The sequence below is a fragment of the Microbacterium sp. GW821-FHT01D02 genome (genome assembly GCF_059422585.1).
Window position 1 is genome coordinate 140,066 of record NZ_JBWKXB010000003.1, and the last position, 23,171, is coordinate 163,236.

Annotated in this window: 23 protein-coding genes and 2 tRNA genes; 18 read left to right on the plus strand and 7 right to left on the minus strand. The window is 69.2% G+C overall.

Going from position 1 to position 23,171, the window contains the following annotated elements; translation table 11 throughout:
• Positions 1 to 4: 4 nt before the first annotated feature.
• From AC07VM_RS14150 to AC07VM_RS14165, 4 genes are all read left to right on the plus strand, one after another.
• Complete coding sequence (locus AC07VM_RS14150) at positions 5 to 1,219, plus strand: phosphoglycerate kinase (protein ID WP_494911848.1); 1,215 nt, start codon at positions 5 to 7, stop codon at positions 1,217 to 1,219.
• On the plus strand, positions 1,210 to 2,001 hold the full coding sequence (gene tpiA, locus AC07VM_RS14155; protein ID WP_267415018.1) for a triose-phosphate isomerase: 792 nt from the start codon (positions 1,210 to 1,212) through the stop codon (positions 1,999 to 2,001). Before AC07VM_RS14150 ends, tpiA begins: the two co-directional genes overlap by 10 nt.
• Positions 2,002 to 2,082: 81 nt before the next feature.
• The gene (gene secG, locus AC07VM_RS14160) at positions 2,083 to 2,331 is read left to right on the plus strand and encodes a preprotein translocase subunit SecG (RefSeq protein ID WP_047524024.1); all 249 of its coding nucleotides are present in this window, start codon (positions 2,083 to 2,085) and stop codon (positions 2,329 to 2,331) included.
• Positions 2,331 to 2,684, plus strand: a complete 354-nt coding sequence (locus AC07VM_RS14165; RefSeq protein ID WP_017830291.1) for an RNA polymerase-binding protein RbpA — start codon at positions 2,331 to 2,333, stop codon at positions 2,682 to 2,684. Before secG ends, AC07VM_RS14165 begins: the two co-directional genes overlap by 1 nt.
• A 68-nt stretch (positions 2,685 to 2,752) precedes the next feature.
• Here AC07VM_RS14165 and AC07VM_RS14170 read toward each other — a convergent pair whose 3' ends face one another.
• Positions 2,753 to 3,820, minus strand: coding sequence for a hypothetical protein (locus AC07VM_RS14170; RefSeq protein ID WP_494911850.1), 1,068 nt, complete (start codon positions 3,818 to 3,820; stop codon positions 2,753 to 2,755).
• 285 nt (positions 3,821 to 4,105) lie between these two features.
• Positions 4,106 to 4,176, minus strand: a tRNA-Gly gene (locus AC07VM_RS14175).
• A gap of 122 nt (positions 4,177 to 4,298) precedes the next feature.
• On the opposite strand from AC07VM_RS14175, the gene AC07VM_RS14180 reads away from it, so the two are divergent.
• The 11 genes from AC07VM_RS14180 to clpX all read left to right on the plus strand — a co-directional run bounded on the left by AC07VM_RS14180 (position 4,299) and on the right by clpX (position 14,258).
• Positions 4,299 to 4,372 (plus strand) — tRNA-Pro (locus AC07VM_RS14180).
• A 63-nt stretch (positions 4,373 to 4,435) separates the two neighbouring features.
• Positions 4,436 to 5,917 carry a trigger factor gene (tig, locus tag AC07VM_RS14185; protein ID WP_494911851.1) on the plus strand — a complete coding sequence of 494 codons (1,482 nt, stop codon included), beginning with the start codon at positions 4,436 to 4,438 and terminating at the stop codon, positions 5,915 to 5,917.
• Between the two features lie 72 nt (positions 5,918 to 5,989).
• Complete coding sequence (locus AC07VM_RS14190) at positions 5,990 to 6,484, plus strand: tetratricopeptide repeat protein (RefSeq protein ID WP_267415014.1); 495 nt, start codon at positions 5,990 to 5,992, stop codon at positions 6,482 to 6,484.
• 81 nt (positions 6,485 to 6,565) lie between these two features.
• The gene (locus tag AC07VM_RS14195) at positions 6,566 to 7,162 is read left to right on the plus strand and encodes an ATP-dependent Clp protease proteolytic subunit (protein WP_017830295.1); all 597 of its coding nucleotides are present in this window, start codon (positions 6,566 to 6,568) and stop codon (positions 7,160 to 7,162) included.
• Between the two features lie 20 nt (positions 7,163 to 7,182).
• Complete coding sequence (locus tag AC07VM_RS14200) at positions 7,183 to 7,824, plus strand: ATP-dependent Clp protease proteolytic subunit (RefSeq protein WP_029261627.1); 642 nt, start codon at positions 7,183 to 7,185, stop codon at positions 7,822 to 7,824.
• A gap of 154 nt (positions 7,825 to 7,978) precedes the next feature.
• On the plus strand, positions 7,979 to 8,914 hold the full coding sequence (locus tag AC07VM_RS14205) for a sugar-binding transcriptional regulator (RefSeq protein WP_267415013.1): 936 nt from the start codon (positions 7,979 to 7,981) through the stop codon (positions 8,912 to 8,914).
• Complete coding sequence (deoC, locus tag AC07VM_RS14210) at positions 8,911 to 9,912, plus strand: deoxyribose-phosphate aldolase (protein ID WP_494911853.1); 1,002 nt, start codon at positions 8,911 to 8,913, stop codon at positions 9,910 to 9,912. Before AC07VM_RS14205 ends, deoC begins: the two co-directional genes overlap by 4 nt.
• A 13-nt stretch (positions 9,913 to 9,925) precedes the next feature.
• Positions 9,926 to 11,368, plus strand: coding sequence for an aldehyde dehydrogenase family protein (locus tag AC07VM_RS14215; RefSeq protein ID WP_494911855.1), 1,443 nt, complete (start codon positions 9,926 to 9,928; stop codon positions 11,366 to 11,368).
• Positions 11,365 to 12,216 (plus strand): aldehyde dehydrogenase family protein, encoded by an 852-nt coding sequence (locus AC07VM_RS14220; protein WP_494911857.1) that lies wholly within the window; start codon positions 11,365 to 11,367, stop codon positions 12,214 to 12,216. Before AC07VM_RS14215 ends, AC07VM_RS14220 begins: the two co-directional genes overlap by 4 nt.
• A gap of 98 nt (positions 12,217 to 12,314) precedes the next feature.
• Positions 12,315 to 12,860, plus strand: coding sequence for a hypothetical protein (locus AC07VM_RS14225; protein ID WP_494911858.1), 546 nt, complete (start codon positions 12,315 to 12,317; stop codon positions 12,858 to 12,860).
• Positions 12,861 to 12,989: 129 nt separating this feature from the next.
• Complete coding sequence (gene clpX / locus AC07VM_RS14230) at positions 12,990 to 14,258, plus strand: ATP-dependent Clp protease ATP-binding subunit ClpX (protein WP_494911860.1); 1,269 nt, start codon at positions 12,990 to 12,992, stop codon at positions 14,256 to 14,258.
• Positions 14,259 to 14,288: 30 nt separating this feature from the next.
• Here the strand turns inward: clpX and AC07VM_RS14235 are convergent, their stop codons facing one another.
• The 3 genes from AC07VM_RS14235 to AC07VM_RS14245 all read right to left on the minus strand — a co-directional run bounded on the left by AC07VM_RS14235 (position 14,289) and on the right by AC07VM_RS14245 (position 17,539).
• Complete coding sequence (locus tag AC07VM_RS14235) at positions 14,289 to 14,786, minus strand: GyrI-like domain-containing protein (protein ID WP_267415007.1); 498 nt, start codon at positions 14,784 to 14,786, stop codon at positions 14,289 to 14,291.
• Between the two features lie 72 nt (positions 14,787 to 14,858).
• A complete protein-coding gene (locus AC07VM_RS14240) occupies positions 14,859 to 15,479 on the minus strand; it encodes a class I SAM-dependent methyltransferase (protein ID WP_494911861.1) in 621 nt (206 codons plus the stop codon).
• A gap of 8 nt (positions 15,480 to 15,487) precedes the next feature.
• A complete protein-coding gene (locus AC07VM_RS14245) occupies positions 15,488 to 17,539 on the minus strand; it encodes a M3 family metallopeptidase (protein WP_494911862.1) in 2,052 nt (683 codons plus the stop codon).
• Between the two features lie 141 nt (positions 17,540 to 17,680).
• Between AC07VM_RS14245 and AC07VM_RS14250 the strand changes: the two genes are divergently transcribed.
• Positions 17,681 to 18,301: an ArsR/SmtB family transcription factor gene (locus AC07VM_RS14250; RefSeq protein ID WP_494911863.1), complete on the plus strand. Its 621-nt coding sequence runs from the start codon at positions 17,681 to 17,683 to the stop codon at positions 18,299 to 18,301.
• A 20-nt stretch (positions 18,302 to 18,321) separates the two neighbouring features.
• On the plus strand, positions 18,322 to 18,519 hold the full coding sequence (locus AC07VM_RS14255) for a hypothetical protein (protein WP_494911865.1): 198 nt from the start codon (positions 18,322 to 18,324) through the stop codon (positions 18,517 to 18,519).
• Between the two features lie 21 nt (positions 18,520 to 18,540).
• Here AC07VM_RS14255 and AC07VM_RS14260 read toward each other — a convergent pair whose 3' ends face one another.
• Together AC07VM_RS14260 and valS are read right to left on the minus strand one after the other, a co-directional pair.
• Positions 18,541 to 18,756, minus strand: a complete 216-nt coding sequence (locus AC07VM_RS14260; RefSeq protein ID WP_494911867.1) for a hypothetical protein — start codon at positions 18,754 to 18,756, stop codon at positions 18,541 to 18,543.
• On the minus strand, positions 18,756 to 21,359 hold the full coding sequence (gene valS, locus AC07VM_RS14265; RefSeq protein WP_494911868.1) for a valine--tRNA ligase: 2,604 nt from the start codon (positions 21,357 to 21,359) through the stop codon (positions 18,756 to 18,758). Before valS ends, AC07VM_RS14260 begins: the two co-directional genes overlap by 1 nt.
• Before the next feature lie 170 nt (positions 21,360 to 21,529).
• On the opposite strand from valS, the gene AC07VM_RS14270 reads away from it, so the two are divergent.
• On the plus strand, positions 21,530 to 23,143 hold the full coding sequence (locus tag AC07VM_RS14270) for an ABC transporter substrate-binding protein (protein ID WP_494911870.1): 1,614 nt from the start codon (positions 21,530 to 21,532) through the stop codon (positions 23,141 to 23,143).
• Positions 23,144 to 23,171: the final 28 nt, after the last annotated feature.

The following is a 23,171-nucleotide window of genomic DNA, read 5'->3' on the forward strand; positions in this document are numbered from 1 at the left end:
GAACATGACTCTGCGCACCCTGGACACTCTGGGGTCGCTCGAGGGCAAGCGCGTCATCGTCCGTTGTGATCTCAATGTCCCCCTCCGGGACGGGATCATCACGGACGATGGCCGTGTCCGCGCCTCGTTGCCGACCCTCAACGCACTGATCAACGCGGGCGCCCGCGTCGTGGTGTGCTCTCACCTCGGGCGGCCGGAAGGCGCGCCCGACCCGCAGTACAGCCTGGAGCCGGTGGCTCAGCGCCTGTCCGAGCTGCTTGGTGCCCCTGTCGCGTTCGCGCGCGACACGGTCGGCGAGTCGGCGCAGGACGCTGTGGCGTCGCTCGAGGACGGCGGGGTCGTCGTCATCGAGAACCTGCGCTTCAACCCGGGCGAGACCTCGAAGGACCCGGGGGAGCGTGCGGCGTTCGCCGCCGAGCTCGCGAACCTCGGCGATGTGCTCGTCTCCGACGGCTTCGGCGTCGTGCACCGCAAGCAGGCGAGCGTCTACGAGCTCGCGGAGCTGCTCCCGTCGGCCGCGGGTCTGCTGATCGCGGCCGAGCTCGACGTGCTCGACCGTCTGACCGAGAACCCCGAGCGCCCGTACGCGGTCGTCCTCGGAGGCTCGAAGGTCAGCGACAAGCTCGGCGTGATCTCGCACCTGCTGCCGCGGGTCGACAAGATCCTCGTCGGCGGCGGCATGCTCTTCACCTTCCTCAAGGCGCAGGGCCACGCCGTGGCCTCGAGCCTGCTGGAGGAGGACCAGCTCGAGACCGTCCGCGGCTACATCGCGGAGGCGGCAGAGCGCGGCGTGGAGCTCGTGCTCCCCACCGACGTGGTCGTCGCCGCATCGTTCTCGGCGGATGCCGCCCATGAGGTGGCCGCTGCCGATGCGATCGAGGCCACCGCGTTCGGAGCCTCCGGCATCGGTCTCGACATCGGGCCGGAGACGGCGGCGACCTTCGCCGAGGTCATCCGCGACTCGAAGACCGTGTTCTGGAACGGCCCCATGGGCGTGTTCGAGTTCCCGGCGTTCGCGGCGGGGACCAAGACCGTGGCGCAGTCGCTCACCGAGGTCGACGGACTCAGCGTCGTGGGTGGTGGCGACTCCGCCGCCGCCGTGCGTCAGCTGGGCTTCTCCGACGACCAGTTCGGTCACATCTCGACCGGCGGCGGCGCGAGCCTCGAATTCCTCGAGGGCAAGAAACTACCTGGGCTGGAGGTCCTCGGATGGGCGTGAACTCCCGTACCCCGCTGATCGCGGGAAACTGGAAGATGAATCTCGACCACCTGCAGGCGGTCGCGTTCGTGCAGAAGCTGCACTGGACGTTGAAGGACGCGAAGCACGAGGACGGCTCGGTCGAGGTGGCGGTCTTCCCGCCGTTCACCGACATCCGCAGCGTGCAGACGCTCATCGACGCGGACAAGATCCCGTTCGCGCTCGGTGCGCAGGATGTCTCGGCGCACGATTCGGGCGCGTACACGGGTGAGGTCTCGGGAGCGTTCCTCGCGAAGCTCGACGCGAAGTACGTCATCATCGGCCACTCGGAGCGTCGTGAGTACCACGCCGAGGGCGACGACGTCGTGGCGGCGAAGGTCAAGGCCTCGCTGAAGCACGGGCTCGTCCCGGTGATCTGCGTCGGCGAGACCGCGGAGGACCTGGAGAAGTTCGGCGCCAGCGCCGTTCCCTCCGGTCAGCTCGAGGCGGCGCTCCAGGGCGTCTCGCCGAAGGCCGACATCGTCGTGGCGTACGAGCCCGTGTGGGCCATCGGCTCCGGCCAGGCGGCGACGCCGCAGCAGGCGCAGGACGTCTGCGCGGCGCTGCGGGCGGTCATCGCGAAGGTCCTCGGCGACGAGGCGGCCGCGCGCACGCGCATCCTCTACGGCGGCTCGGTGAAGTCCGGCAACATCGCCAGCTTCATGCGCGAGCCCGATGTCGACGGCGCTCTGGTCGGCGGGGCGAGCCTCGTCGTGGACGAGTTCGCCGCGATCATCCGCTTCGAGAAGCACGTCGGCGTGTGAGTGCAGCGGGGCTCCGGCCCCGCTGCACCGTATACTTGACCGTTACGGGGGCGCTCCGGCCCCAGCGAAAGGCTCTTTCTCGTGGCAATTCTCGAGTTCGTCCTGCAGGTCGTGCTGGGCATCACCAGCGTTCTGCTGACCCTCCTCATCCTCCTGCACAAAGGTCGCGGTGGCGGTCTGTCCGACATGTTCGGCGGCGGCATGACCTCCGCGGTCGGCTCTTCCGGGCTCGCGGAGCGGAACCTGAACCGCTTCACCGTCGTCCTGGCTCTGACGTGGTTCATCTCCATCGTCGCGCTGGGCCTCATCACGAAATTCGAGGTCATCTGATGGCTACCGGTGGAAACGCGATCCGCGGCACCCGCGTGGGCTCCGGCCCCATGGGCGAGCAGGACCACGGCTATCACGCCGACCGCATCGCGGTGTCGTACTGGGACGGCCTCGGCAACGAGACCGTCCGATACTTCGCCGCCGGTCTTCCCGAAGAGGAGATCCCGGAGACGATCGACCACCCGCAGTCGGGTCTTCCGGCCGGTCGCGACAAGGAGAACCCTCCTGCGCTCGCGAAGGCGGAGCCGTACAAGACGCACCTCGCCTACGTGAAGGAGCGTCGTACCGACGAGGAAGCCGTGCAGCTTCTGGACGACGCGCTCACGCAGCTGCGCGAGCGCCGGGGGCAGTGACCTCGGTCTGACATCGAAGAAGCCGCCGCGAGTGATCGCGGCGGCTTCTTCCGTCTCCGGGCGGGGGCTCAGCGACAGCCGGCGGCCGCGTCGATGTAGTTCTGCGGGGGATAGCCGTAGGCCCAGACGCCGTTGGCGTCATCGGTGTATCCCATGCTGATGGCCCACGCCGTCGCCCACTTCTCGATGCTGTCCTGCGTCGAGGAGTCGTACATGTCCTGGCACTTGACGCTGATGGCATGGCCCACCTCGTGAGCGACGAGGGCCTTGCTCCGCTCGGCCGGCCACTGCTCCGCGACGGAGTTCGAGAGCTCGATGGTCGCCCTGCCCGGATCGTCCCACCACCAGGTGGTGTATCCGCCCATGCTGCCGTCGTAGCCGGCGCCGTTCACCACCGGGGCCCAGTCGAAGTCGAGGAGCACCCCCGGCGCGAGGGAGCGGGCGAAGGCCTCGATCTCGAGTCGGGCACTCCGCAGCGGCCCGGCCTTCTCCGCCATCTCCTCGGACTCGGTCGCGACCACCTGCGCGGCGGCCTCCTGCAGGGCGACGTACACCGCGGCGGAGCCGTCGTCCACGGTCGTCGCCGCGATCGCCTCCGCTGCGGCCGCGCGCAACGCCACCACGGCTTCGTTGCGCGCGGAGAGATGCGCCGCCTCGAAGGCGGGGGCCGCGTCGCCCGCGGCAGTGATGACCCGCGCGCCGCTCTCGGTGATCGCCTCTCGTGCGGAGGTGACGTCTGCGGATGTGGCCGACAGCTGTTCCGCGAGGTCGTCCACGTCGTCGCGGCGCTGATCGAGTTCCGCGGTGGCACCGAACAGTTCCCAGAACCACCCGGGCTTCGTTCCGACGGCGGGGATGCCGACTGCGAGGATCTCGTCCGCCTCCGTGATCGCGGCGGTGCCCTCCTCTGTGGCGGCGGCGAGAGCGGCCTCGACGTCGGCCGCGACCGCGATCGGCCGGTTCTCTCCCGTGAGGATCCGGGTGCCGGCGTCGGTGGTGGTCTGCAGGTACGCCGTGGCTGCGCGGGCCGCCGAGTGCGCTTCATCCGCCGCGTGTGCGGATGCCGTGTAGTGCGATGCCGCGCTGTCGTATCCGAGGTTCGCGAAGAGTTGCGTGACGCAGAGTGCTGCGACCACCGCGGCGCCGCCTCCCAGCCCGATAAGGAGCCCCCGGGGCATCCGTCGCCGCTGTCTCGCAGGGGCGAGGGGGCCGTTCGAGAAACGCGCCGGCAGCTCGTGTCCGCTGGCCGGAAGTGTGGGGGGATGCACGTCGGTGCCCGGCGGGGGAGGGGCGGTCACGTCGTACTCATTCGAAGGGGCCTTCCGGTCGGAGAGCTGCGTCCGTGCTGTCAGCGTAGGGGAGAAGCGCTCCGTGGGCACGCAGAAGGCCCCCACCGTTTCGGTGAGGGCCTTCGTGATCGGAGGGGCTGACGGGAATCGAACCCGCATCATTAGTTTGGAAGACTAAGGCTTTACCACTAAGCTACAGCCCCGGATTCCGAGGAGACCTCGGTTCCGGTCGGAGTGGGAACTCCGGCGTGATCGATCATACCGGACAGTCGGGCGTGCTCTCGTCCGTTAGACTCGGTGGGGCTGAATCTGCGTGCGGATTCCCCGGGGCGTAGCTCAGCTTGGTAGAGCGCCCGCTTTGGGAGCGGGAGGTCGCAGGTTCAACTCCTGTCGCCCCGACACGGCCCCCACGGACCTTACAGCCGCGATACCGCGCGGAAATCACGAGGAGAACACACCAGCATGGCGAACAGCACCGTCGAGAAGCTGACCCCGACCCGGGTCAAGCTCAGCATCACGGTCACCCCGGAAGACCTCAAGCCCAGCATCGCTCACGCGTACGAGCACATCGCTCAGGACGTGCAGATCCCCGGCTTCCGCAAGGGCAAGGTCCCGGCTCCCATCATCGATCAGCGCATCGGCCGCGGAGCGGTCATCGAGCACGCGGTCAACGAGGGCCTGGACAAGTTCTTCCGCGACGCGACCGTCGAGCACAAGCTGCGCGTCGTCGGCCGTCCGGCCGCCGACATCACCCAGTGGCCGAACGAGAAGGACTTCTCGGGCGACCTGCTCGTCGACATCGAGGTGGACGTCCGCCCCGACATCGAGCTGCCCTCCTACGACGGCATCACCGTGACCGTCGACGCCGTCGAGGCCGATGAGGCGGCGCTCGACGCCGAGCTCGACAACATGCGCGCCCGCTTCGGCACGCTGGTCCCGGTCGACCGTCCGGCCGCCAAGGGCGACTTCGTCGAGCTCGACCTCGTCGCCACGATCGACGGTGCCGAGATCGACCGCGCGGAGGGCGTCTCCTACGAGATCGGCTCCGGCGAGCTGCTCGAGGGCATCGACGACGCGATCGAGTCGCTCACCGCGGGTGAGGACACCACGTTCCGCTCCGCACTCGTCGGCGGCGACCACGCCGGTTCCGAGGCCGAGGTCTCCGTGACCGTCAAGGCCGTCAAGGAGCGCGAGCTGCCCGAGGCCGACGACGACTTCGCGCAGATCGCGAGCGAGTTCGACACGATCGCCGAGCTCCGCGAGAGCCTGGCCGAGCGCGTCGCGCAGCAGGGCGTCTTCACGCAGGGCTCCGCCGCGCGCGACAAGCTCGTCGAGACGCTGCTCGAGCAGATCGAGATCCCCGTCCCGCCGCAGCTCATCGAGGACGAGGTGCACAACCACCTCGAGGGCGAGGGCCGTCTCGAGGACGACGTGCACCGCGCCGAGGTCACCGAGGCGAGCGAGAAGCAGTTCCGCACGCAGGTGCTGCTCGACACGATCGCCGAGCAGGCCGACGTGCAGGTCTCGCAGGAGGAGCTCAGCCAGTACCTCATCCAGTCCGCTGCTCAGTACGGCATGGCTCCGCAGGAGTTCGTCGAGGCGCTGCAGTCCTCGAACCAGCTCCCCGCGCTCGTCGGCGAGGTCGCCCGCAACAAGGCCCTCGCGATCGCGCTCGGCAAGGTGAAGGTCGTCGACAGCAACGGCAAGGCCGTCGACCTGTCCGACTTCATCGTCACCGACGACGAGGCCGAGTCCGCCGAGGCCGAGGCCGAGGAGAAGCCGGCCAAGAAGGCTCCCGCCAAGAAGCCTGCTGCCAAGAAGGCTCCTGCCAAGAAGGCCGACGAGGCTGACGACGCCGAGAAGCCGGCCGCCGAGAAGCCGGCTGCCAAGAAGCCCGCCGCCAAGAAGGCTCCGGCCAAGAAGGCGGCCGACAAGGCCGAGTGATCGGACACGATCCAGTGAAGAGGGCGGATGCGGAAGCATCCGCCCTCTTTTCCATCCAGGGGAGGGGTGACGATGAAGACGTGGGATGAGCGCATCGACGAGGTGTGGGACGACGCGACCGGCGAAGAGGTCGGAGACGACACGATCGCGCGTATCGACGCCCTCGCCGCAGAGCGCGGACCGGACGACGCCCGCGCGGAATTCGAGCGTGCGGGTGCCCGCGACTCCGCCGGCCGTCCGGCGGAGGCCGTGGAGCTCTATCGACGGGCACTGGCGCTGGGACTCGATGAGGAGCATCGCCCGCAGTGCGTGATCCAGATGGCGAGCTCGCTGCGGAACCTCGGGGAGTACGACGAGGCCCTCGCCGTGATCCGCGCCGAGGAGGAGCTCTCGGCAGACGGTCCGTATCGGGACGCGGTCGCCACGGTCCACGCGCTCATCCTCGCGAGCGCGGGGCGGCCCGCGCAGGGTCTCTCCGTGGCGCTGCTGGCGCTCGTGCCGCACCTCCCGCGCTACCACCGGTCGATGACGGCGTACGCACTCGAGATCGCGGACGCCGACACCTGATATGCCGACGGCGAACACGGCCTGGGCGCTGCGTTGTCGCCGGTAGATTCGAATCACTGAAACACGGAATCAGGAGCTGACATGGCTGCAGAACCCCTCCTCGCAACGAGCGTCTTCGACAGGTTGCTGAAGGACCGCATCATCTGGCTTGGTTCGGAGGTGCGCGACGAGAACGCGAACGAGATCTGCGCGAAGATCCTTCTTCTCGCCGCAGAGGACTCCGAGCGAGACATCTACCTCTACGTGAATTCGCCCGGTGGCTCCATCACCGCCGGCATGGCGATCTACGACACGATGCAGTTCGTGCCGAACGACATCGTCACGGTCGGCATCGGCATGGCCGCCTCGATGGGACAGCTGCTGCTGACCGCCGGCACCAAGGGCAAGCGCTACATCACGCCCAACGCCCGCGTGCTGCTGCACCAGCCGCACGGTGGCTTCGGCGGAACGTCGAGCGACATCCAGACCCAGGCGCAGCTCATCATGTCGATGAAGAACCGCCTCGCCGAGATCACCGCGGCACAGACCGGCAAGTCGGTCGAGCAGATCAACGCCGACGGTGACCGCGACCGCTGGTTCACCGCCGAGGAAGCCCTCGAGTACGGCTTCGTCGACCACATCCGCGAATCGGCCTCCGACGTCATCGGCGGCGGCGGAACCGACCAGGACACCGAGTAACGGAAAGCGAAAGGACGCTCATGTACACACCCACCTTCCGCGCTGCCGGTGACCTGCCCTCCAGCCGTTACGTGCTCCCGCAGTTCGAGGAGCGCACGGCCTACGGCTTCAAGCGTCAGGACCCGTACAACAAGCTGTTCGAAGACCGCGTGATCTTCCTCGGTGTGCAGGTCGACGACGCGTCGGCCGACGACGTGATGGCGCAGCTCCTCGTCCTGGAGAGCCAGGACTCCGAGCGCGACATCACGATGTACATCAACTCGCCCGGTGGCTCGTTCACCGCGATGACGGCGATCTACGACACGATGCAGTACGTCGCGCCGCAGATCCAGACCGTGGTGCTCGGTCAGGCGGCCTCCGCCGCAGCCGTGCTGCTCGCGGCCGGTGCGCCGGGCAAGCGCCTCGCGCTCCCGAACGCCCGAGTGCTCATCCACCAGCCCGCCATGGGCGAGGCGGGGCACGGTCAGGCATCCGACATCGAGATCCAGGCGGCGGAGATCCTCCGCATGCGCACCTGGCTCGAGGAGACCCTGGCCGGTCACACCAAGCGCACCCCGGAGCAGGTGAACCGCGACATCGATCGCGACAACATCCTCTCCGCGGCGCAGGCGCTGGAGTACGGCATCGTCGACCAGGTGCTCACCACGCGCAAGCGCGTCTGACCCGATCGATCCCGGAAGGACGTCCGTCATCACGACGGGCGTCCTTTCGTCGTCTCCGGCGGATGTGCAGCGCCCCGATCGGCGTATGCTCATATGAGCAATCTGACGCGCGAACGCTGTATTCGTCCTACCATGGACGAGGAAGGAGGCTGCCGTGGAAGAAGATCTGCTCATGGTCCGTGTCGCCGAGCTGTACTACGACGAGGACAAGACCCAGGACGAGATCGGCGGACTCCTCAAGATCTCCCGCTGGAAGGTCGGGCGCCTGCTCACCCAGGCCCGCGAACGCGGCATCGTGCGCATCGAGATCGTGCACCCGCGTGCGCGCCGGCTCGGCCTCGAGCGGCTGCTCGTCGATCGGTTCGGACTGACCGATGCCGTCGTGGTGCCGGCTCCCGAAGGCGATGACGGCACCCTCGAACGCGTGGCGCAGGCCGCCGCCGACTTCCTGACCGCGATGCGCCCGGTCCCTCGGACACTCGGCGTCAGCTGGGGGCGCACGCTGCGCGCGGTCGCCGAGGCGCTCCCGGACGGATGGGCGAACGGCGTGACGGTCGTGCAGCTCAACGGGGGAGTCAGCCTGAACCGTCGCTCCGGCGGCGCTGCGGGACTCGCCGTGACGATCGCTCAGCGCGCCTCCGGTCAGGTCTCGCTGCTGCCGAGCCCCGCGATCCTCGAACGCGTCGAGACCAAGCAGGCCATCGAGTCGGACCGCACCGTGGCGGCCGTCCTGGAAGAGGCCGCGGAGGCGCAGGCGTTCCTGTTCACCGCCGGGCCCTGCGACGCGTCTTCCGCGCATGTCGAGAACGGCTACCTCACGGCGGAGGAGGTCGAGGAGCTGGCGCGGCGGGGTGCCGTCGGCGACGTGCTCGGCCGCTACGTCGACGCCGAGGGCAACATCGTCGATTCGCAGCTCGACGCCCGCACGGTCGGCGTCTCGCTCGACCGGCTGCGCGGAGCCACCCGCGCGATCTTCGTCACGGCGGGACCCGCCAAGCACGACATCGCGCGCACTGTCGTGACCAGCGGCCTGTGCGGCGTTCTGGTGACCGATGAGACCACAGCACGAGCATTGTTGGAGGAACAGTGACGACCAAAGAACTGAGCCGCAGGACGGCGGTGGATGTCCTCGGCGGAGAGCCGGACGACGCCACGCTCCGTCGCTTCCTGCACGGACTCCCCGGCGTGGACGCGGTCGGCCTGGAGCAGCGCGCTGCCGGGCTCGGAACCCGTTCGATCAAGACCACGTCGAAGGCATGGGCACTCGACACGATCATCAAGCTGATCGACCTCACGACGCTCGAGGGTGCGGACACCCCCGGCAAGGTGCGCTCGCTCGTCGCCAAGGCGAAGAACCCCGACGCCGCCGATCCCTCGACCCCTCGGGTCGCCGCGGTCTGCGTCTACGGCGACATGGTCGGCGACGCCGTCACGGCCCTCGGCGGCCTGCACGGCGACCCTGACGACGGGCTGATCTCCGTCGCCGCCGTGGCCACGGCGTTCCCCAGCGGACGCGCGTCGCTCGCGATCAAGCTCGCCGACACCGCCGAGGCGGTCGCCGCCGGTGCGGACGAGATCGACATGGTCATCGACCGCGGGGCGTTCCTCTCCGGCCGCTACGGCCTCGTCTACGACCAGATCGCCCAGGTCAAGGAGGCCTGCCGTCGTGAGGACGGCTCGTACGCCTCGCTCAAGGTGATCCTGGAGACGGGAGAGCTGAACACTTACGACAACATCAAGCGCGCCTCGTGGCTCGGCATCCTGGCCGGAGGGGACTTCATCAAGACCTCGACCGGAAAGGTGCAGCCCGCCGCGACGCTTCCGACGACGCTGCTCATGCTGGAGACCGTGCGCGACTGGCACCGCGGCACCGGCGAGCGCATCGGCGTGAAGCCGGCCGGTGGCATCCGCTCCTCGAAGGACGCGGTGAAGTACCTGGTCACGGTCGCCGAGACCGTGGGCGAGGAATGGCTGCAGCCGCACCTCTTCCGCTTCGGCGCCTCCAGCCTTCTCAACGACGTGCTCCTGCAGCGTCAGAAGCTCAGCTCCGGCCACTACTCGGGCCCCGACTACGTCACGATCGACTGACGGGAAGACGAACATGTCATTTCTGGAATACGCTCCCGCACCGGAGTCCACCGCGATCCTGAACCTCAAGGACAGCTACGGCCTGTTCATCGACGGCGAGTTCGTCGACGGCTCCGGCACCCCGTTCACCACGATCTCGCCGGCCACCGAGAAGCACATCGCCGAGATCGCCTCGGCCAGCGATGAGGATATCGACCGTGCGGTCGCCGCCGCGCGTCGCGCCTACGAGAAGACCTGGTCGAGGATGAGCGGCCGCGACCGCGGGAAGTACCTCTTCCGCATCGCCCGTCTCGTGCAGGAGCGGGCTCGTGAGCTCGCCGTCGCCGAGAGCCTCGACAACGGCAAGCCGATCAAGGAGAGCCGCGACGTCGACGTGCCACTCGTCGCCTCCTGGTTCTTCTACTACGCCGGCTGGGCCGACAAGCTCGATCACGCCGGGCTCGGCGCCAACCCCCGCGCGCTCGGCGTCGCGGGACAGATCATCCCGTGGAACTTCCCGCTGCTGATGCTCGCGTGGAAGATCGCGCCCGCTCTCGCCGCCGGCAACACCGTCGTGCTCAAGCCCGCCGAGACCACCCCGCTGACGGCGCTCATCTTCGCGGAGATCCTGCAGCAGGCCGACCTTCCGGCCGGTGTCGTGAACATCGTGACCGGAGCCGGTGCGACCGGGTCGACGCTCGTCCGTCACCCGGACGTCGACAAGGTGGCCTTCACCGGTTCGACCGGGGTGGGCCGCGACATCGCCCGCGCCGTCGCCGGCACGAAGAAGAAGCTGACGCTGGAGCTGGGCGGCAAGGCCGCGAACATCGTGTTCGACGACGCCCCCATCGACCAGGCGGTCGAAGGCATCGTGAACGGGATCTTCTTCAACCAGGGTCACGTCTGCTGTGCCGGAAGCCGTCTGCTGGTGCAGGAGTCGATCCACGACGAGGTCGTCGACCGGCTCAAGACGCGTCTGTCGACCCTGCGTCTCGGTGACCCGCTCGACAAGAACACCGACATCGGTGCGATCAACTCCGCCGCACAGCTCGCCCGCATCCGCGAGCTCAGCGACATCGGCGAGGCCGAGGGCGCCGAGCGCTGGACCGCCGACTGCGCGATCCCGGAGCAGGGCTTCTGGTTCGCTCCGACGATCTTCACCGGCGTCGAGGCGTCGCACCGCATCGCGCGGGACGAGGTCTTCGGCCCGGTGCTCTCGGTGCTCACCTTCCGCACGCCCGCCGAGGCGATCGCGAAGGCGAACAACACGCCCTACGGTCTGTCGGCCGGCATCTGGTCGGACAAGGGATCGCGCATCCTCGCCGTGGCCGATCGCCTGCGCGCCGGAGTGATCTGGGCCAACACCTTCAACCGCTTCGACCCGTCGAGCCCGTTCGGCGGCTACAAGGAGTCCGGATTCGGCCGCGAGGGCGGCCGCCAGGGGCTCACCGCCTACCTCCAGGGAGCCGCATCATGAGCAAGCGACTGACCGTCCCCAAGACGTACAAGCTGGCGATCGGCGGGGCTTTCCCGCGGAGCGAGTCCGGCCGGACGTACGAGGTGCTCACCGCCAAGGGCGCCTTCCTCGCGAACGCCGCGAAGGGCTCCCGCAAGGACGCCCGTGACGCCGTGGTGGCCGCGCGCGCCGCCGTCAAGGGCTGGTCCGGTGCGACCGCCTACAACCGCGGTCAGGTGCTCTACCGTGTCGCCGAGGTGCTCGAGGGTCGCCGTGCCCAGTTCATCGACGAGATCTCGGCCCAGGAGGGCGTGTCGTCCTCCGCGGCGGCCGCGCAGGTGGACGAGGCCATCGACCTCTGGGTCTGGTACGCCGGATGGTGCGACAAGTACGCGCAGGTCGCGGGCAACGCGAACCCGGTGTCGGGCCCGTACTTCAACATCTCCGTGCCCGAGCCGACCGGTGTCGTGGCGATCGTCGCGCCGCAGGACTCGGCGCTGCTCGGCCTGGTCTCGGTCGTCGCTCCCGCCCTGGTCGCGGGGAACACGGTGGTCGTCGTCGCGAGCGAGCGGCACCCGCTGTCGGCGATCAGCCTCGCCGAGGTCCTGGCCACGAGCGATGTCCCCGGCGGCGTCGTCAACGTGCTCACCGGTTCCCCGGCGGAGATCGCCCCATGGCTCGCCTCGCATCAGGACGTCAACGCGCTCGACCTGGCCGGCGCAGGCGACCTCGAGTGGGTCGACATGCAGATCGCCGCCGCGGAGACGCTCACGCGCGTGCTCACGCCGGGCGAGGTCGTCGCCTCGCCGGAGCGGATCGGCGCCTTCACCGAGGTGAAGACCGTCTGGCACACCAAGAGCATGGTCTGACGACCGTCGGAACGAGAGAGGCCCTGCCGCGCATCGCGCTGCGGGGCCTTTACTCTCGAACTGCCGTTGCGCGAGCGACGCTGTGGTTTCATGGCGGCATGACGATGACGCCGCGTCGGAATCCCTCCGCGCTCCTTCCGCTCGTGCTCGCCGGGGCGTTCGTGCTCGCCGGGGCGTTCATGCTCGGGGGATGTGCCGTGGTGCCGACCGACACCGGCGGTGCAGGGTCTCCGGCCACCTCCGTGCCCACCCCGACCATGGCGTGTCCCGAGAACGACGAGGCCGTGCTTCCCCCGGAATGCGCGCCGTACGACCCCGATCACGCCATGGCGCAGAACGACCGATATCGGGAGCGCATGGAGCTCTCGGACGACGCCGCGGCCGCCGCCGCACAGCCGGTTTCCGACCTGCGTGGGCACCTGGAGACGCTGCGGACGGAGGGGGAGATCTCGATCCGTGCGGTCGAGGCGGCGCTGGGGGAGGTCGGCCTCCTGGACGCCGTGGTCCGCGGCGATGAGCGGGCCGTGGAGTTCGCCGCCACTGCGCCGGAGGGCGGCTGCGTGTTCGGGGAGGTGCGTCCCGACTCGGTCAGCGTCGAGGCGGGCGGCTACATCATGGACGGGGGCTGTCTGCCGGCGCAGTGAGTCCGGATCCGACCGCCGGGGGCGCGAGCTCGCCGCTGTGCCGAACGCAGTCCGCGCCAATGCGGCCCTGTGTCCCATGCACCGGTTAGGCTCGAAGAACGATCTCTGATCCCCCATAGGAGGACGCGCATGGCCCGCATCGGTGAAAGCGCTGACCTGTTCAAATGCTCTTTCTGCGGAAAGAGTCAGAAGCAGGTCCAGCAGCTCATCGCCGGACCCGGCGTGTACATCTGCGACGAGTGCGTCGAGCTGTGCAACGAGATCATCGAGGAGCGGATGGCGGAGTCCTCCGCCGACGGTGTCGCCGAGTTCGAGCTGCCCAAGCCGCGGGAGATCTTCTCGTTCCTCGAGGAGTACGTGGTCGGCCAGGAGCCCGCCAAGCGGGCGCTCTCGGTCGCCGTCTACAACCACTACAAGCGCGTGCGCGCGCACGGAACGCTCCAGACCGCGGAGCAGCGGGCCGAAGAGGTCGAGATCGCGAAGAGCAACATCCTGCTCATCGGTCCGACCGGCTGTGGCAAGACCTATCTCGCGCAGACGCTCGCCAAGCGTCTGAACGTGCCGTTCGCCGTCGCCGATGCCACCGCGCTCACCGAGGCGGGCTACGTCGGAGAAGACGTCGAGAACATCCTCCTCAAGCTCATCCAGGCCGCGGACTACGACGTCAAGCGCGCCGAGCAGGGCATCATCTACATCGACGAGGTCGACAAGATCGCCCGCAAGGCCGAGAACCCGTCGATCACGCGCGACGTGTCGGGCGAGGGCGTGCAGCAGGCGCTGCTGAAGATCATCGAGGGCACGGTCGCCTCGGTGCCGCCGCAGGGCGGACGCAAGCACCCGCACCAGGAGTTCCTGCAGATCGACACCTCGAACGTGCTGTTCATCGTGGCCGGGGCCTTCGCCGGCCTGGAGGACATCGTGTCGGCACGCGTCGGCAAGCACGGCATCGGCTTCGGCGCCCCGCTGCACGACAAGGGCAAGGACCTCGATCTCTTCAGCGAGGTGCTGCCGGAGGACCTGCACAAGTTCGGCCTGATCCCCGAGTTCATCGGGCGTCTGCCCGTCGTGACCTCGGTCTCGCCGCTCGACCAGGCCGCACTCATCGACATCCTCACCGGACCGCGCAACGCGCTGGTGAAGCAGTATCAGCGCATGTTCGAGATCGACGGCGTGCAGCTGGAGTTCGAAGAGGACGCGCTGCGATCGGTCGCCGACCTCGCCGTCGAGCGCAAGACGGGCGCCCGTGGCCTCCGGGCCATCCTGGAAGACGTCCTCGGGCCGATCATGTTCGAGATCCCGTCCGCCGAAGACGTCGCCAAGGTGATCGTCACACGTGCGGCCGTCGACGAGGGCGCACCGCCCACCATCGTGATGGAGCGCAAGCGCAAGAGCGCGTGAGCGTCGCGCCGATCGCCGCCGGTCCCGTCCTCACGCCAGGGGCATGAGGAGGTCGGTGCGCAGTTCGGCGGGAGTCGTGCTCGGGTCGGAGACGTACACCTCGATCCAGACGCCGCCGGGACGCAGTCCCTCCGCGCCGGCGCGCTCGACGAGTCCGCCCCAGCCGGAGCCGAGCTCCTCGTAGGAGCCGAACAGCGTCGTCGCGACAGCCGGTCCCGCCGGCAGAGCCGACGCGACGATCACGGTGCCGGTCGCCGTGGGGATCGGGTTCTCCGGCGGGGACTGCACCGGGAAGCCGAGCTCGAGGTCGAAGACGTCCATCGGGTCGCCGTGGTACACCGCGAGCGCGGGGCCGGTCGGGACCAGCGCGCCGCCCGCGAAGTGCAGAGCGATCGCCGCATAGCCCGCGTCGAAGGCGTCCTGGATGTCGGCGAGGCGGATGCCCTGGTGACGGATGACCGCGAGGGGCACGGCCTCGAGGTCGAGGCGGTCGACGGGGCCGAACGGAGCGTCGGGGAATGCGTTCATGCGCTCAGGTTCTCACGCGGAGCGGGTCTCGTCCATCGGCGGTTCGCTCGGCGTTTCGCTCGGCGGTCGAGGTCAGGCCGCAGGAGCCAGTTCCGCGATGAGCAGGGTGTCGTGTCCGTCGCTCCACTCCTCGTGCCGCCGCACGACGAAGCCGAGCGCCGCGAAGGTCGCGGTCAGCACCGCGGCGCCCGCGTAGGGTTCGTGGTCTCGGGGATACGGGCGCTCAGGCGACGGGGGGTGCGCGGCGTGAGCGGTCGAGGTGGTCGACACGAAGCTGGCGGTCACGAGGCGGCTACCCGCGCGCAGGAGTCGGTGCCACTCGGCGGCGGCACGCTCCACGTCGGGGATGATGTGGAGCGCCGTCACACAGGTGATCAGATCGACGGATCCGTCGGGAAGCGGGACCCTGCTCGCGTCGGCCACGAGCCACTCCGCGGTGGGGAGCTCCGCCTGCGCGACCGCCAGCATCCCCGGCGAGATGTCCGCGCCGATCAGGTGCAGGTCCGGCGCGCGCTCGGCGAGCGCCCGCAGCACGAGCCCGGTCCCGGTGGCGACGTCGAGCACGTCGTCGAGGCCCTCCGTCTCGATGAAGGCCGCCACCGCCGCAGCGAGGTCCCGATGCATCGTGCTCTCGTCGTAGGTGGCGGCCCGCTCATCGAACGCCTCGCTGATGGCCGTCAGCGCATCGTCCATGGGGAGCGTCAGGATTCGAGTCCGCGCCGCTTGAGCAGCGGCTCGATCTCGGCGTCGCGTCCGCGGAAGTCGCGGTAGGCCTCCAGGGGATCCTTCGACCCGCCCACGCCGAGGAGACGATCGCGGAACCGATCGCCGTTCTCGCGCGTGAGTCCGCCGTTCTCGCGGAACCAGTCGACCGTGTCCGCGTCGAGCACCTCGCTCCAGATGTAGGAGTAGTAGCCGGCGCTGTAGCCGCCCGAGAAGACGTGCGCGAAGTACGTCGAGGAGTAGCGCGTGGGGACGGCCGGGTCGTCCAGCCCGATGTCGGCGAGCGCGGCCGCCTCGAACGCGGCGACGTCGTCGACCGTCGCATCCGTGGAGAGTCGGTGCCAGGCCTGGTCGAGCCACGCGGCGGCCAGGTATTCGCTGGTCGCATGGCCCTGGTCGAAGGTCTCCGTGGCGCGCAGGCGCTCGACGACGGCCGGATCGAGCGGCTCGCCGGTCTCGTGGTGGCGGGCGTAGTCGTCGAGGACCTCGGGCCACAGGATCCACATCTCGTTCACCTGGCTCGGGAACTCCACGAAGTCCCGGAAGACGTTGGTCCCGGCGAAGTGCGGGTACGTCACGGTGGCGAACAGCCCGTGCAGCGCGTGCCCGAACTCGTGGAACAGGGTCGTGACCTCGTCGAGCGTCAGCAGCGTCGGCTCTCCGTCGCCGGGGAGCGGCACGTTCAGGTTGTTGACGACGACGGGTGCCGTGCCGCGCAGGCGCGACTGGCTCACGATGGGGTTCATCCACGCACCACCGCGCTTGGAGTCGCGGGTGTACAGATCCAGGATGTAGAGCCCGACCGGGGATCCGTCGGCGTTGCGCACCTCGAACACGCGAGCGCCCGGGTGGTACGCCACGAGGTCTTCCCGCTCGGAGAAGGTGACGCCGTACAGGCGCGTCGCCGCGGAGAACACGCCGTCCTGCAGGACCCGTTCCGCCTCGAACCAGGGCCGCAGCGCGCTGGAGTCGATGTCGTATCGGGCGGTGCGGACGCGCTCGGTGTAGTACGCCCAGTCGTGGGCCTCGACCGCGAACGGCTCCGCCTCGGTCTCGTCGACGATCTTCTGGAGCGCGGCCCGCTCGGCGCGGGCGTTGCGGGCGGCGGGGGCCGCGAGCCGGCGCAGCATCTGCTCCACGGCGTCGGGGTTCCCTGCGGTCTCGTCGGCGGTCACGTAGGCGGCGTGCGAGTCGTAGCCGAGGAGGGCGGCGCGCTCCGCGCGCAGACGCACGATCTCGAGCAGGACGGACCGGTTGTCGTTCGCGTTGCCCCGAGAGGCCCGCGCCAGCGAGGCGGCCATGATGCGTCGTCGCGACTCCCGCACGCGCAGCTGCGCGAGCGCAGGGTGTCCGGTGAACAGCGGCAGCGTCACGAGGAGCTTGCCGTCGAGCCCGCGCTCGGTCGCCGCGCGCGCCGCTGCCGACAGCTCGCCCGGGTTCAGGCCCTCCAACTCGGCGGGGGAGTCGAACACGACCGCGAGGTCGTTCGTGTCGTTCAGGAGGTTGCGCTCGAACGTGTTGGTCAGCGTCGAAAGTCGCTGGTTCAGGGCGGTGAGCTGTGCCTTGGCGTCGTCGTCGAGACCGGCTCCGGCGTGCGTCATCTCGCGGTGGTGCCGCTCCACCAGGTAGCGCTGCTCCGGTTCGAGCTCGAGTGTGTCGAGCTGCTCGTGCACCTGCTTCACCCGCCAGTACAGCTGGCCGTCGAGCGTGATCGCGTCCTGGTGCGCCGCCATCAGCGGAGCGAGCTGCTCGTCGATCTCCTGGATCTCGGGCGTCGCGTCTGCGGAGCTGACCGTGTAGAAGGCGTGCGCCACACGGTCGAGCAGCTCTCCCGAGCGCTCCAGCGCCTCGAAGGTGTTCTCGAAGGTCGGCATCGACCGCACCATCGTGATGCGCGCGATCTCGCCGAGGTGCTCCTCGAACGCCGCCTGGAACGCCGGGAGGTAGTGCTCGGTCCGGATCGCACGGTAGTCGGGGAGTCCGTAGGGGAGAGTCGACGGCTGCAGCAGCGGATTCGTGGCATCGGTCATCCTCCGAGCCTAACCACCGACGCGCTCCCCGTTCCGAACCGTCGGCGCTCGGGCGCGTCATCGGCCGCCGCACGGCCGCCGCTCGACGCGAATGCAAAGAAATGCTTGCAAAGAAGTCTTTGCAGCGGTATCTTTGCATGCATGACGGATCAGACGCAGGTACGGACCCTCGATGCGGGGGCGCTCAAGGCTCTCGCGCACCCGCTGCGTGTGCGGATCTTCGATCTGCTGGCGTCCCGCGGCCCCCAGACCGCCAGCTCGCTCGCGGCCCTGCTGGGGGAGACCTCGGGGTCGACCAGCTATCACCTGCGTGCACTCGCCGCTCACGACCTCATCCAGGAGGTCGACGGTCGGGGAACCGGTCGCGAGCGGTGGTGGGAGCGTCCCCGCGGGCGCATCGACGTGCCGGGGCCGGATGACATGACCTCGCCGGCGAACCGCGCGGCTGCGCAGATCGTGAACGCGGAGTTCTTCCGCCTCCGTCACGAGACGCTGATGTCGTACATGAACCGCCCGCAGTCCGAGGTGCCGGAGGCATGGCGCGACAGCGGCATCATCATCACGACCCACCTCGACATCACCCCGGAGCAGGCGAAGTCGCTTCGGGAGGAGCTCGAGACGATCGTGGAGAGCGCCATGGAGCGCTACCGCGGACAGACCGGCCCCGATGTGCGTCGCGTCTCCCTCCGCACCGAGCTGTTCGACCTTCCGACGCCTCCGGCCGCGACGCCCGGGGCGGGAGATGCCCTGGAGGAATCATGACCAGCGCAACGCTTCACCTGGTGTCCCCGACGCAGACCGAGCGGAGTCTGCTCCAGCTAGCCGAACACCTCACGGCCATGGTCGAGCGGCGCATCGCCCGACGTGCGGAGCGGCGTGTTCTCGCACTCGACCTGCTGCGCGAACAGCAGGCGCGCAGGGAGGACCCGCGGGACTTCTCCCGTGCCCTGGCCCAGCTCGACCTGCCCCGGTGGCGGTGACGGCGCCCGCCGTGACCCGCGTCAGTCCTCGAACGGACGGGCGATGATTTCGCCGGAGACGGTCTGGAAGACCTCCCAGCCGGCGTCGAGCTCCGCGATCGCGCGGCCCTCGAGCCAGGTCAGGGTCCAGTGCCCGGTGAGGCCCTTGGCCTCGACCTCGGCGATGGCCGGGCGCAGGGACGCCGGGACCGAGGCCGGAGCCTCGGATCCCGCCGCCCATCGCGTGCCCAGCTGCATCAGGACGCCTCGATCGGAGCGAGCTCGATCGCGGTGACTGCGAACTCGTCCGCCTCGCTGAACTCGAGCTCGGCGATGCGGCCGACGGCCCGGAGGTCGTCCGCGGCGGCGCGCAGCGCGTCGAGCTTCGTGGCCGGAGCCGAGATCGCGGCGCGGGAGACCGGGGTCTTCTGCGAGGCCTTCGCCTCCGTCTTCGCCCGACGGATGCCGATCAGCGCCTCGCTGGCGGCCGCGAGCACGGCGGGGTCGCCGTCGATGCCGAGCGGCGTGGGCCATGCGGCCGTGTGCACGGAGCCCTCCTCGAACCAGGACCACGACTCCTCGGCGGCGAACGAGAGCACCGGCGCCAGCAGGCGGAGCAGCGTCGACAGGGCGAGGCGGAGCGAGAGCGCGGCGGATGCCTGCCCCACGTCGGCCTGGTTGTAGGCTCGCTCCTTCACGAGCTCGAGGTAGTCGTCGCAGAACGTCCAGAAGAACGCCTCGGTGAGCTCCAGCGCCCGCGCGGCGTCGTAGCGGTCGAACGCCTTCGTCGCCTCGGTGACCACGCCGTCCAGGGCGGTGAGCATCGACGCGTCCAGGGCGTGCGTGACCTGGGCGCCCTCGGGGACCGGGAACGACAGCACGAACTTCGCGGCGTTGAGCACCTTGATCGCCAGACGGCGGCCGATCTTCACCTGCGTCGGGTTCTGCGGGTCGAACGCGGCGTCCATGCCCAGACGGCTCGACGCGGCCCAGTAGCGGACGGCATCCGAGCCGTGCGCCACGAGGACGTCGGCCGGGGTGACCACATTGCCCTTCGACTTCGACATCTTCTTGCGGTCGGGGTCGACGATGAAGCCGGAGATCGCGGCGTTGCGCCACGGCGTCCGGTCGTCCTCGAGCGTCGAACGCAGCATCGTCGAGAAGAGCCACGTGCGGATGATGTCCTGGCCCTGCGGACGCAGGTCGAACGGCGCCGTCAGCTGCCACAGCTCCTCGTCGCGCTGCCATCCGCCGGCCAGCTGCGGGGTGAGGGACGACGTCGCCCAGGTGTCGAGGATGTCGGCCTCGGCCTCGAATCCGCCGGCCACGCCGCGCTGGTCCTCCGTGTATCCGGCGGGGACATCGGTCGTCGGGTCGATCGGGAGGGTCGCCGCATCGGGCGTGAGCACGCGGTCGTAGTCGCGCTCGCCGTTCTCGTCGAGGCCGTACCAGAGGGGGATCGGCACGCCGAAGAAGCGCTGGCGGGACACGAGCCAGTCGCCGGTCAGGCCGCCGACCCAGTTCTCGTAGCGGACCCGCATGAACTCCGGGTGCCAGGCGAGCTCCTGACCGTGGGCGAGCAGCTTGTCGCGCAGCTCGCCGTCGCGGGCGCCGTTGCGGATGTACCACTGACGGGTCGACACGATCTCGAGCGGACGGTCGCCCTTCTCGAAGAACTTGACGGCGTGCTGGAACGGCTTGCCGACCGCGGTCATGTCGCCGGTCTCCTGCAGCTTCTCCACGATGGCCTTGCGCGCGCTGAAGACGGTCTTGCCCGCGAGCTCGGCGGTGTACCAGGCGATCGCGTCCGGGTTCTCGACCGATGCGGGGGCCTCGGGCAGGAAGCGACCGTCCAGGCCGATCGTGGTCATGTTCGGCAGCGGCTCGTTCTCGGTGGTGCGCAGCTCGCGCCACCACACGATGTCGGTCACGTCGCCGAAGGTGCAGACCATCGCCGCTCCCGTGCCCTTGTCGGGCTGCGCGAGGTGGTGGCCGTGGATCTCGATCTCCGCGCCGAAGAACGGCGTCTTCACCTTGGTGCCGATGAGGTGCTTGTGCGGCCCCTCGGGGTGCGTCACGAGGGCGATGCACGCGGGCAGCAGCTCCGGACGGGTGGTGTCGATCGCGAGGGATCCCGATCCGTCCGCGAAGGGGAACTCGATCGTGTGATAGGCCGCCTGCTGGTCGCGGTCCTCGAGCTCGGCCTGCGCGATGGCGGAGCGGAAGTCGATGTCCCAGAGCGTCGGAGCCAGTGCCTGGTACGCCTCGCCCCGCTCGATGTTGCGCAGGAACGCGAGCTGGCTCTGACGGATGGTGTCGTCCGAGATCGTGCGGTAGGTCTGGGTCCAGTCCACGCTCAGCCCGAGCTGACGGAACAGCGCCTCGAACTGCTTCTCGTCCTCGATCGTGAGGCGCTCGCAGAGTTCGATGAAGTTGCGGCGGCTGATCGGCTGCTGGTCGGCCGCGCGACTCGACTTGTTGTCGCCGCCCTCGAACGGGGGAGTGAAGTCGGGGTCGTAGGGGAGCGACGGGTCGCAGCGCACGCCGTAGTAGTTCTGCACGCGGCGCTCGGTCGGCAGGCCGTTGTCGTCCCAGCCCATCGGGTAGAACACGGTCTTGCCGCGCATGCGCTCGTAACGGGCCTTCACATCGGTGTGCGTGTAGGAGAACACGTGTCCGATGTGCAGGCTGCCGGAGGCCGTCGGCGGCGGGGTGTCGATCGAGTACACGCCCTCGCGCCCGGCCTGTGCGGCGCGCAGGCGGTCGAACAGGTACGTGCCCTGCTCCGCCCAGGCGGCGTCCCACTTCGCTTCGAGACCTTCGAGTGCGGGCTTGTCGGGAATCTGGTTCTGCGCAGGCATGGAGGTCTCCTCGAGCGATGTATGCGGCACTGTGTGAGCGTGCCTGAGTGTGGGTTGTGCCGACCAGTCTACCGAGCGTCGTCAGGGAGGGCCGCCGCCACAGATCGACCCAGTCCAACAATCCGCCGTAGGATGGATTCATCCCGACCCGTTCGTCCTGAGGAATCGTCATGCCCGCAAAACCCGTGCGTCGTCTCCTGCCCTTCGCCGCGATCGCCGCCGCCACCGCCCTGGTGCTCAGCGCCTGCGCGGCTCCCGCCTCCGAGGGTGACAGCGACGGGGAGGTCGTGTGGTCGATCGAGGGCGCGAACCTGTCCGCCTCGCACATGGACCCGCAGACCAGCCAGCTCGATGTCTCGGGCATGGTGCAGCGCGCCGTTCTCGACTCCCTCGTCTTCCAGGAGGCGGACGGCACGTTCGTCCCCTGGCTCGCGAAGGACTGGGAGATCTCGGACGACGGCACCGAGTACACGTTCCTGCTCCGCGACGACGTCACCTTCACCGACGGCGAGCCGTTCGACGCCGCCGCCGTCAAGGCGAACTTCGACCGCATCGTCGACCCGGACACCGCCTCCAAGCAGGCGGCGGGCATGCTCGGCGCCGACTTCTACAAGGGCACCGAGGTCATCGACGACCACACGGTCAAGGTCGTCTTCACCCAGCCGTACGCCCCGTTCCTCCAGGCCGCCAGCACGCCGCAGCTCGGCTTCTACTCGCCGGCCGTGCTCGAGAAGTCGGCCGACAAGCTCAAGGCGGGCGGTCCGGACATCAACGTCGGCACCGGTCCGTTCGTGCTCACCGAGTACACGCCCGACCAGGAGATCGTCTACACCCGCAACGACGACTACGCCTGGGGCCCGCACGGCGAGAAGGCTCCGAAGTTCGAGACGCTCCGGGTGGAGATCCAGCCGGAGGCCTCGGTCCGCACCGGTGTCGTGACGAGCGGCGAATCCGACCTCGCCAGCAACATCCCGCCGAACCTCGCGAAGGATCTCGGGGACGGCATCACGGTCGACTCCATCGAGTACCCGGGGCTGCCGTACTCGCTGTACCTGAACGAGAAGTACGGCGTGTTCGCCGACGAGAAGGTGCGCCAGGCGTTCGCGCGCGGCATCGACATCGACGCCGCGGTCGAGGAGATCTACTTCGGTCAGTTCCCGCGGGCCTGGAGCATCCTGGGGTCGACCACCCCCGGTTACGACGCCGCGCTCGAGGGCAGCTGGCCCTTCGACCAGGACGCGGCGAACGCCCTGCTCGACGAGGCGGGGTGGACCGAGCGCGACACCGACGGCATCCGCATGAAGGACGGCAAGCGCCTCTCCGTGCGATGGATCGCCTGGACCCCGGTGCCCGACGACCGCGCTGCGCTCGGCAACGCGATCCAGTCCGACCTCAAGGGCATCGGCTTCGAGGTCGTGCGCGAGGTTCTCGAGCCGGGCGCGTACAACGCCCAGTACGAGCCCAAGACGTTCGACCTGACCGACTGGGGCTTCTCCGGTGTCGACCCCGACCTGCTGCGCGCCCACCTGCACACCGACGGCTTCCAGAACGCGTCCCAGGTGAGCGACCCCGAGATGGACGCGCTCCTGGAGAAGGCCTTCGCGAGCAGCGACCAGGAGGAGCGTGACGCGCTGTACACGCAGGTGCAGCAGTGGAACGCCGAGCACACGGCGATCGTGCCGCTGTACAGCCCTTCCGCGATCACCGCGGTCGGCGAGCGCGTCGACGGCCTCCAGTACGACCTGTACGGTCGACCGCTGTTCTACGATGTGACCGTCGGCTGACCCGCCGGCTGAGCGGAGGGCACGAGGG

Excerpts from the sequence above, each read along its gene's own strand:
- AC07VM_RS14150 (WP_494911848.1), top strand. The coding sequence starts at position 5 with ATGACTCTGCGCACCCTGGACACTCTGGGGTCGCTCGAGGGCAAGCGC.
- tpiA (WP_267415018.1), top strand. The coding sequence starts at position 1,210 with ATGGGCGTGAACTCCCGTACCCCGCTGATCGCGGGAAACTGGAAGATG.
- AC07VM_RS14165 (WP_017830291.1), top strand. The coding sequence starts at position 2,331 with ATGGCTACCGGTGGAAACGCGATCCGCGGCACCCGCGTGGGCTCCGGC.
- tig (WP_494911851.1), top strand. The coding sequence starts at position 4,436 with ATGGCGAACAGCACCGTCGAGAAGCTGACCCCGACCCGGGTCAAGCTC.
- AC07VM_RS14190 (WP_267415014.1), top strand. The coding sequence starts at position 5,990 with ATGAAGACGTGGGATGAGCGCATCGACGAGGTGTGGGACGACGCGACC.
- AC07VM_RS14195 (WP_017830295.1), top strand. The coding sequence starts at position 6,566 with ATGGCTGCAGAACCCCTCCTCGCAACGAGCGTCTTCGACAGGTTGCTG.
- AC07VM_RS14200 (WP_029261627.1), top strand. The coding sequence starts at position 7,183 with ATGTACACACCCACCTTCCGCGCTGCCGGTGACCTGCCCTCCAGCCGT.
- AC07VM_RS14215 (WP_494911855.1), top strand. The coding sequence starts at position 9,926 with ATGTCATTTCTGGAATACGCTCCCGCACCGGAGTCCACCGCGATCCTG.
- AC07VM_RS14220 (WP_494911857.1), top strand. The coding sequence starts at position 11,365 with ATGAGCAAGCGACTGACCGTCCCCAAGACGTACAAGCTGGCGATCGGC.
- AC07VM_RS14225 (WP_494911858.1), top strand. The coding sequence starts at position 12,315 with ATGACGATGACGCCGCGTCGGAATCCCTCCGCGCTCCTTCCGCTCGTG.
- clpX (WP_494911860.1), top strand. The coding sequence starts at position 12,990 with ATGGCCCGCATCGGTGAAAGCGCTGACCTGTTCAAATGCTCTTTCTGC.
- AC07VM_RS14235 (WP_267415007.1), bottom strand. The coding sequence starts at position 14,786 with ATGAACGCATTCCCCGACGCTCCGTTCGGCCCCGTCGACCGCCTCGAC.
- AC07VM_RS14240 (WP_494911861.1), bottom strand. The coding sequence starts at position 15,479 with ATGGACGATGCGCTGACGGCCATCAGCGAGGCGTTCGATGAGCGGGCC.
- AC07VM_RS14245 (WP_494911862.1), bottom strand. The coding sequence starts at position 17,539 with ATGACCGATGCCACGAATCCGCTGCTGCAGCCGTCGACTCTCCCCTAC.
- AC07VM_RS14250 (WP_494911863.1), top strand. The coding sequence starts at position 17,681 with ATGACGGATCAGACGCAGGTACGGACCCTCGATGCGGGGGCGCTCAAG.
- AC07VM_RS14260 (WP_494911867.1), bottom strand. The coding sequence starts at position 18,756 with ATGCAGCTGGGCACGCGATGGGCGGCGGGATCCGAGGCTCCGGCCTCG.
- valS (WP_494911868.1), bottom strand. The coding sequence starts at position 21,359 with ATGCCTGCGCAGAACCAGATTCCCGACAAGCCCGCACTCGAAGGTCTC.
- AC07VM_RS14270 (WP_494911870.1), top strand. The coding sequence starts at position 21,530 with ATGCCCGCAAAACCCGTGCGTCGTCTCCTGCCCTTCGCCGCGATCGCC.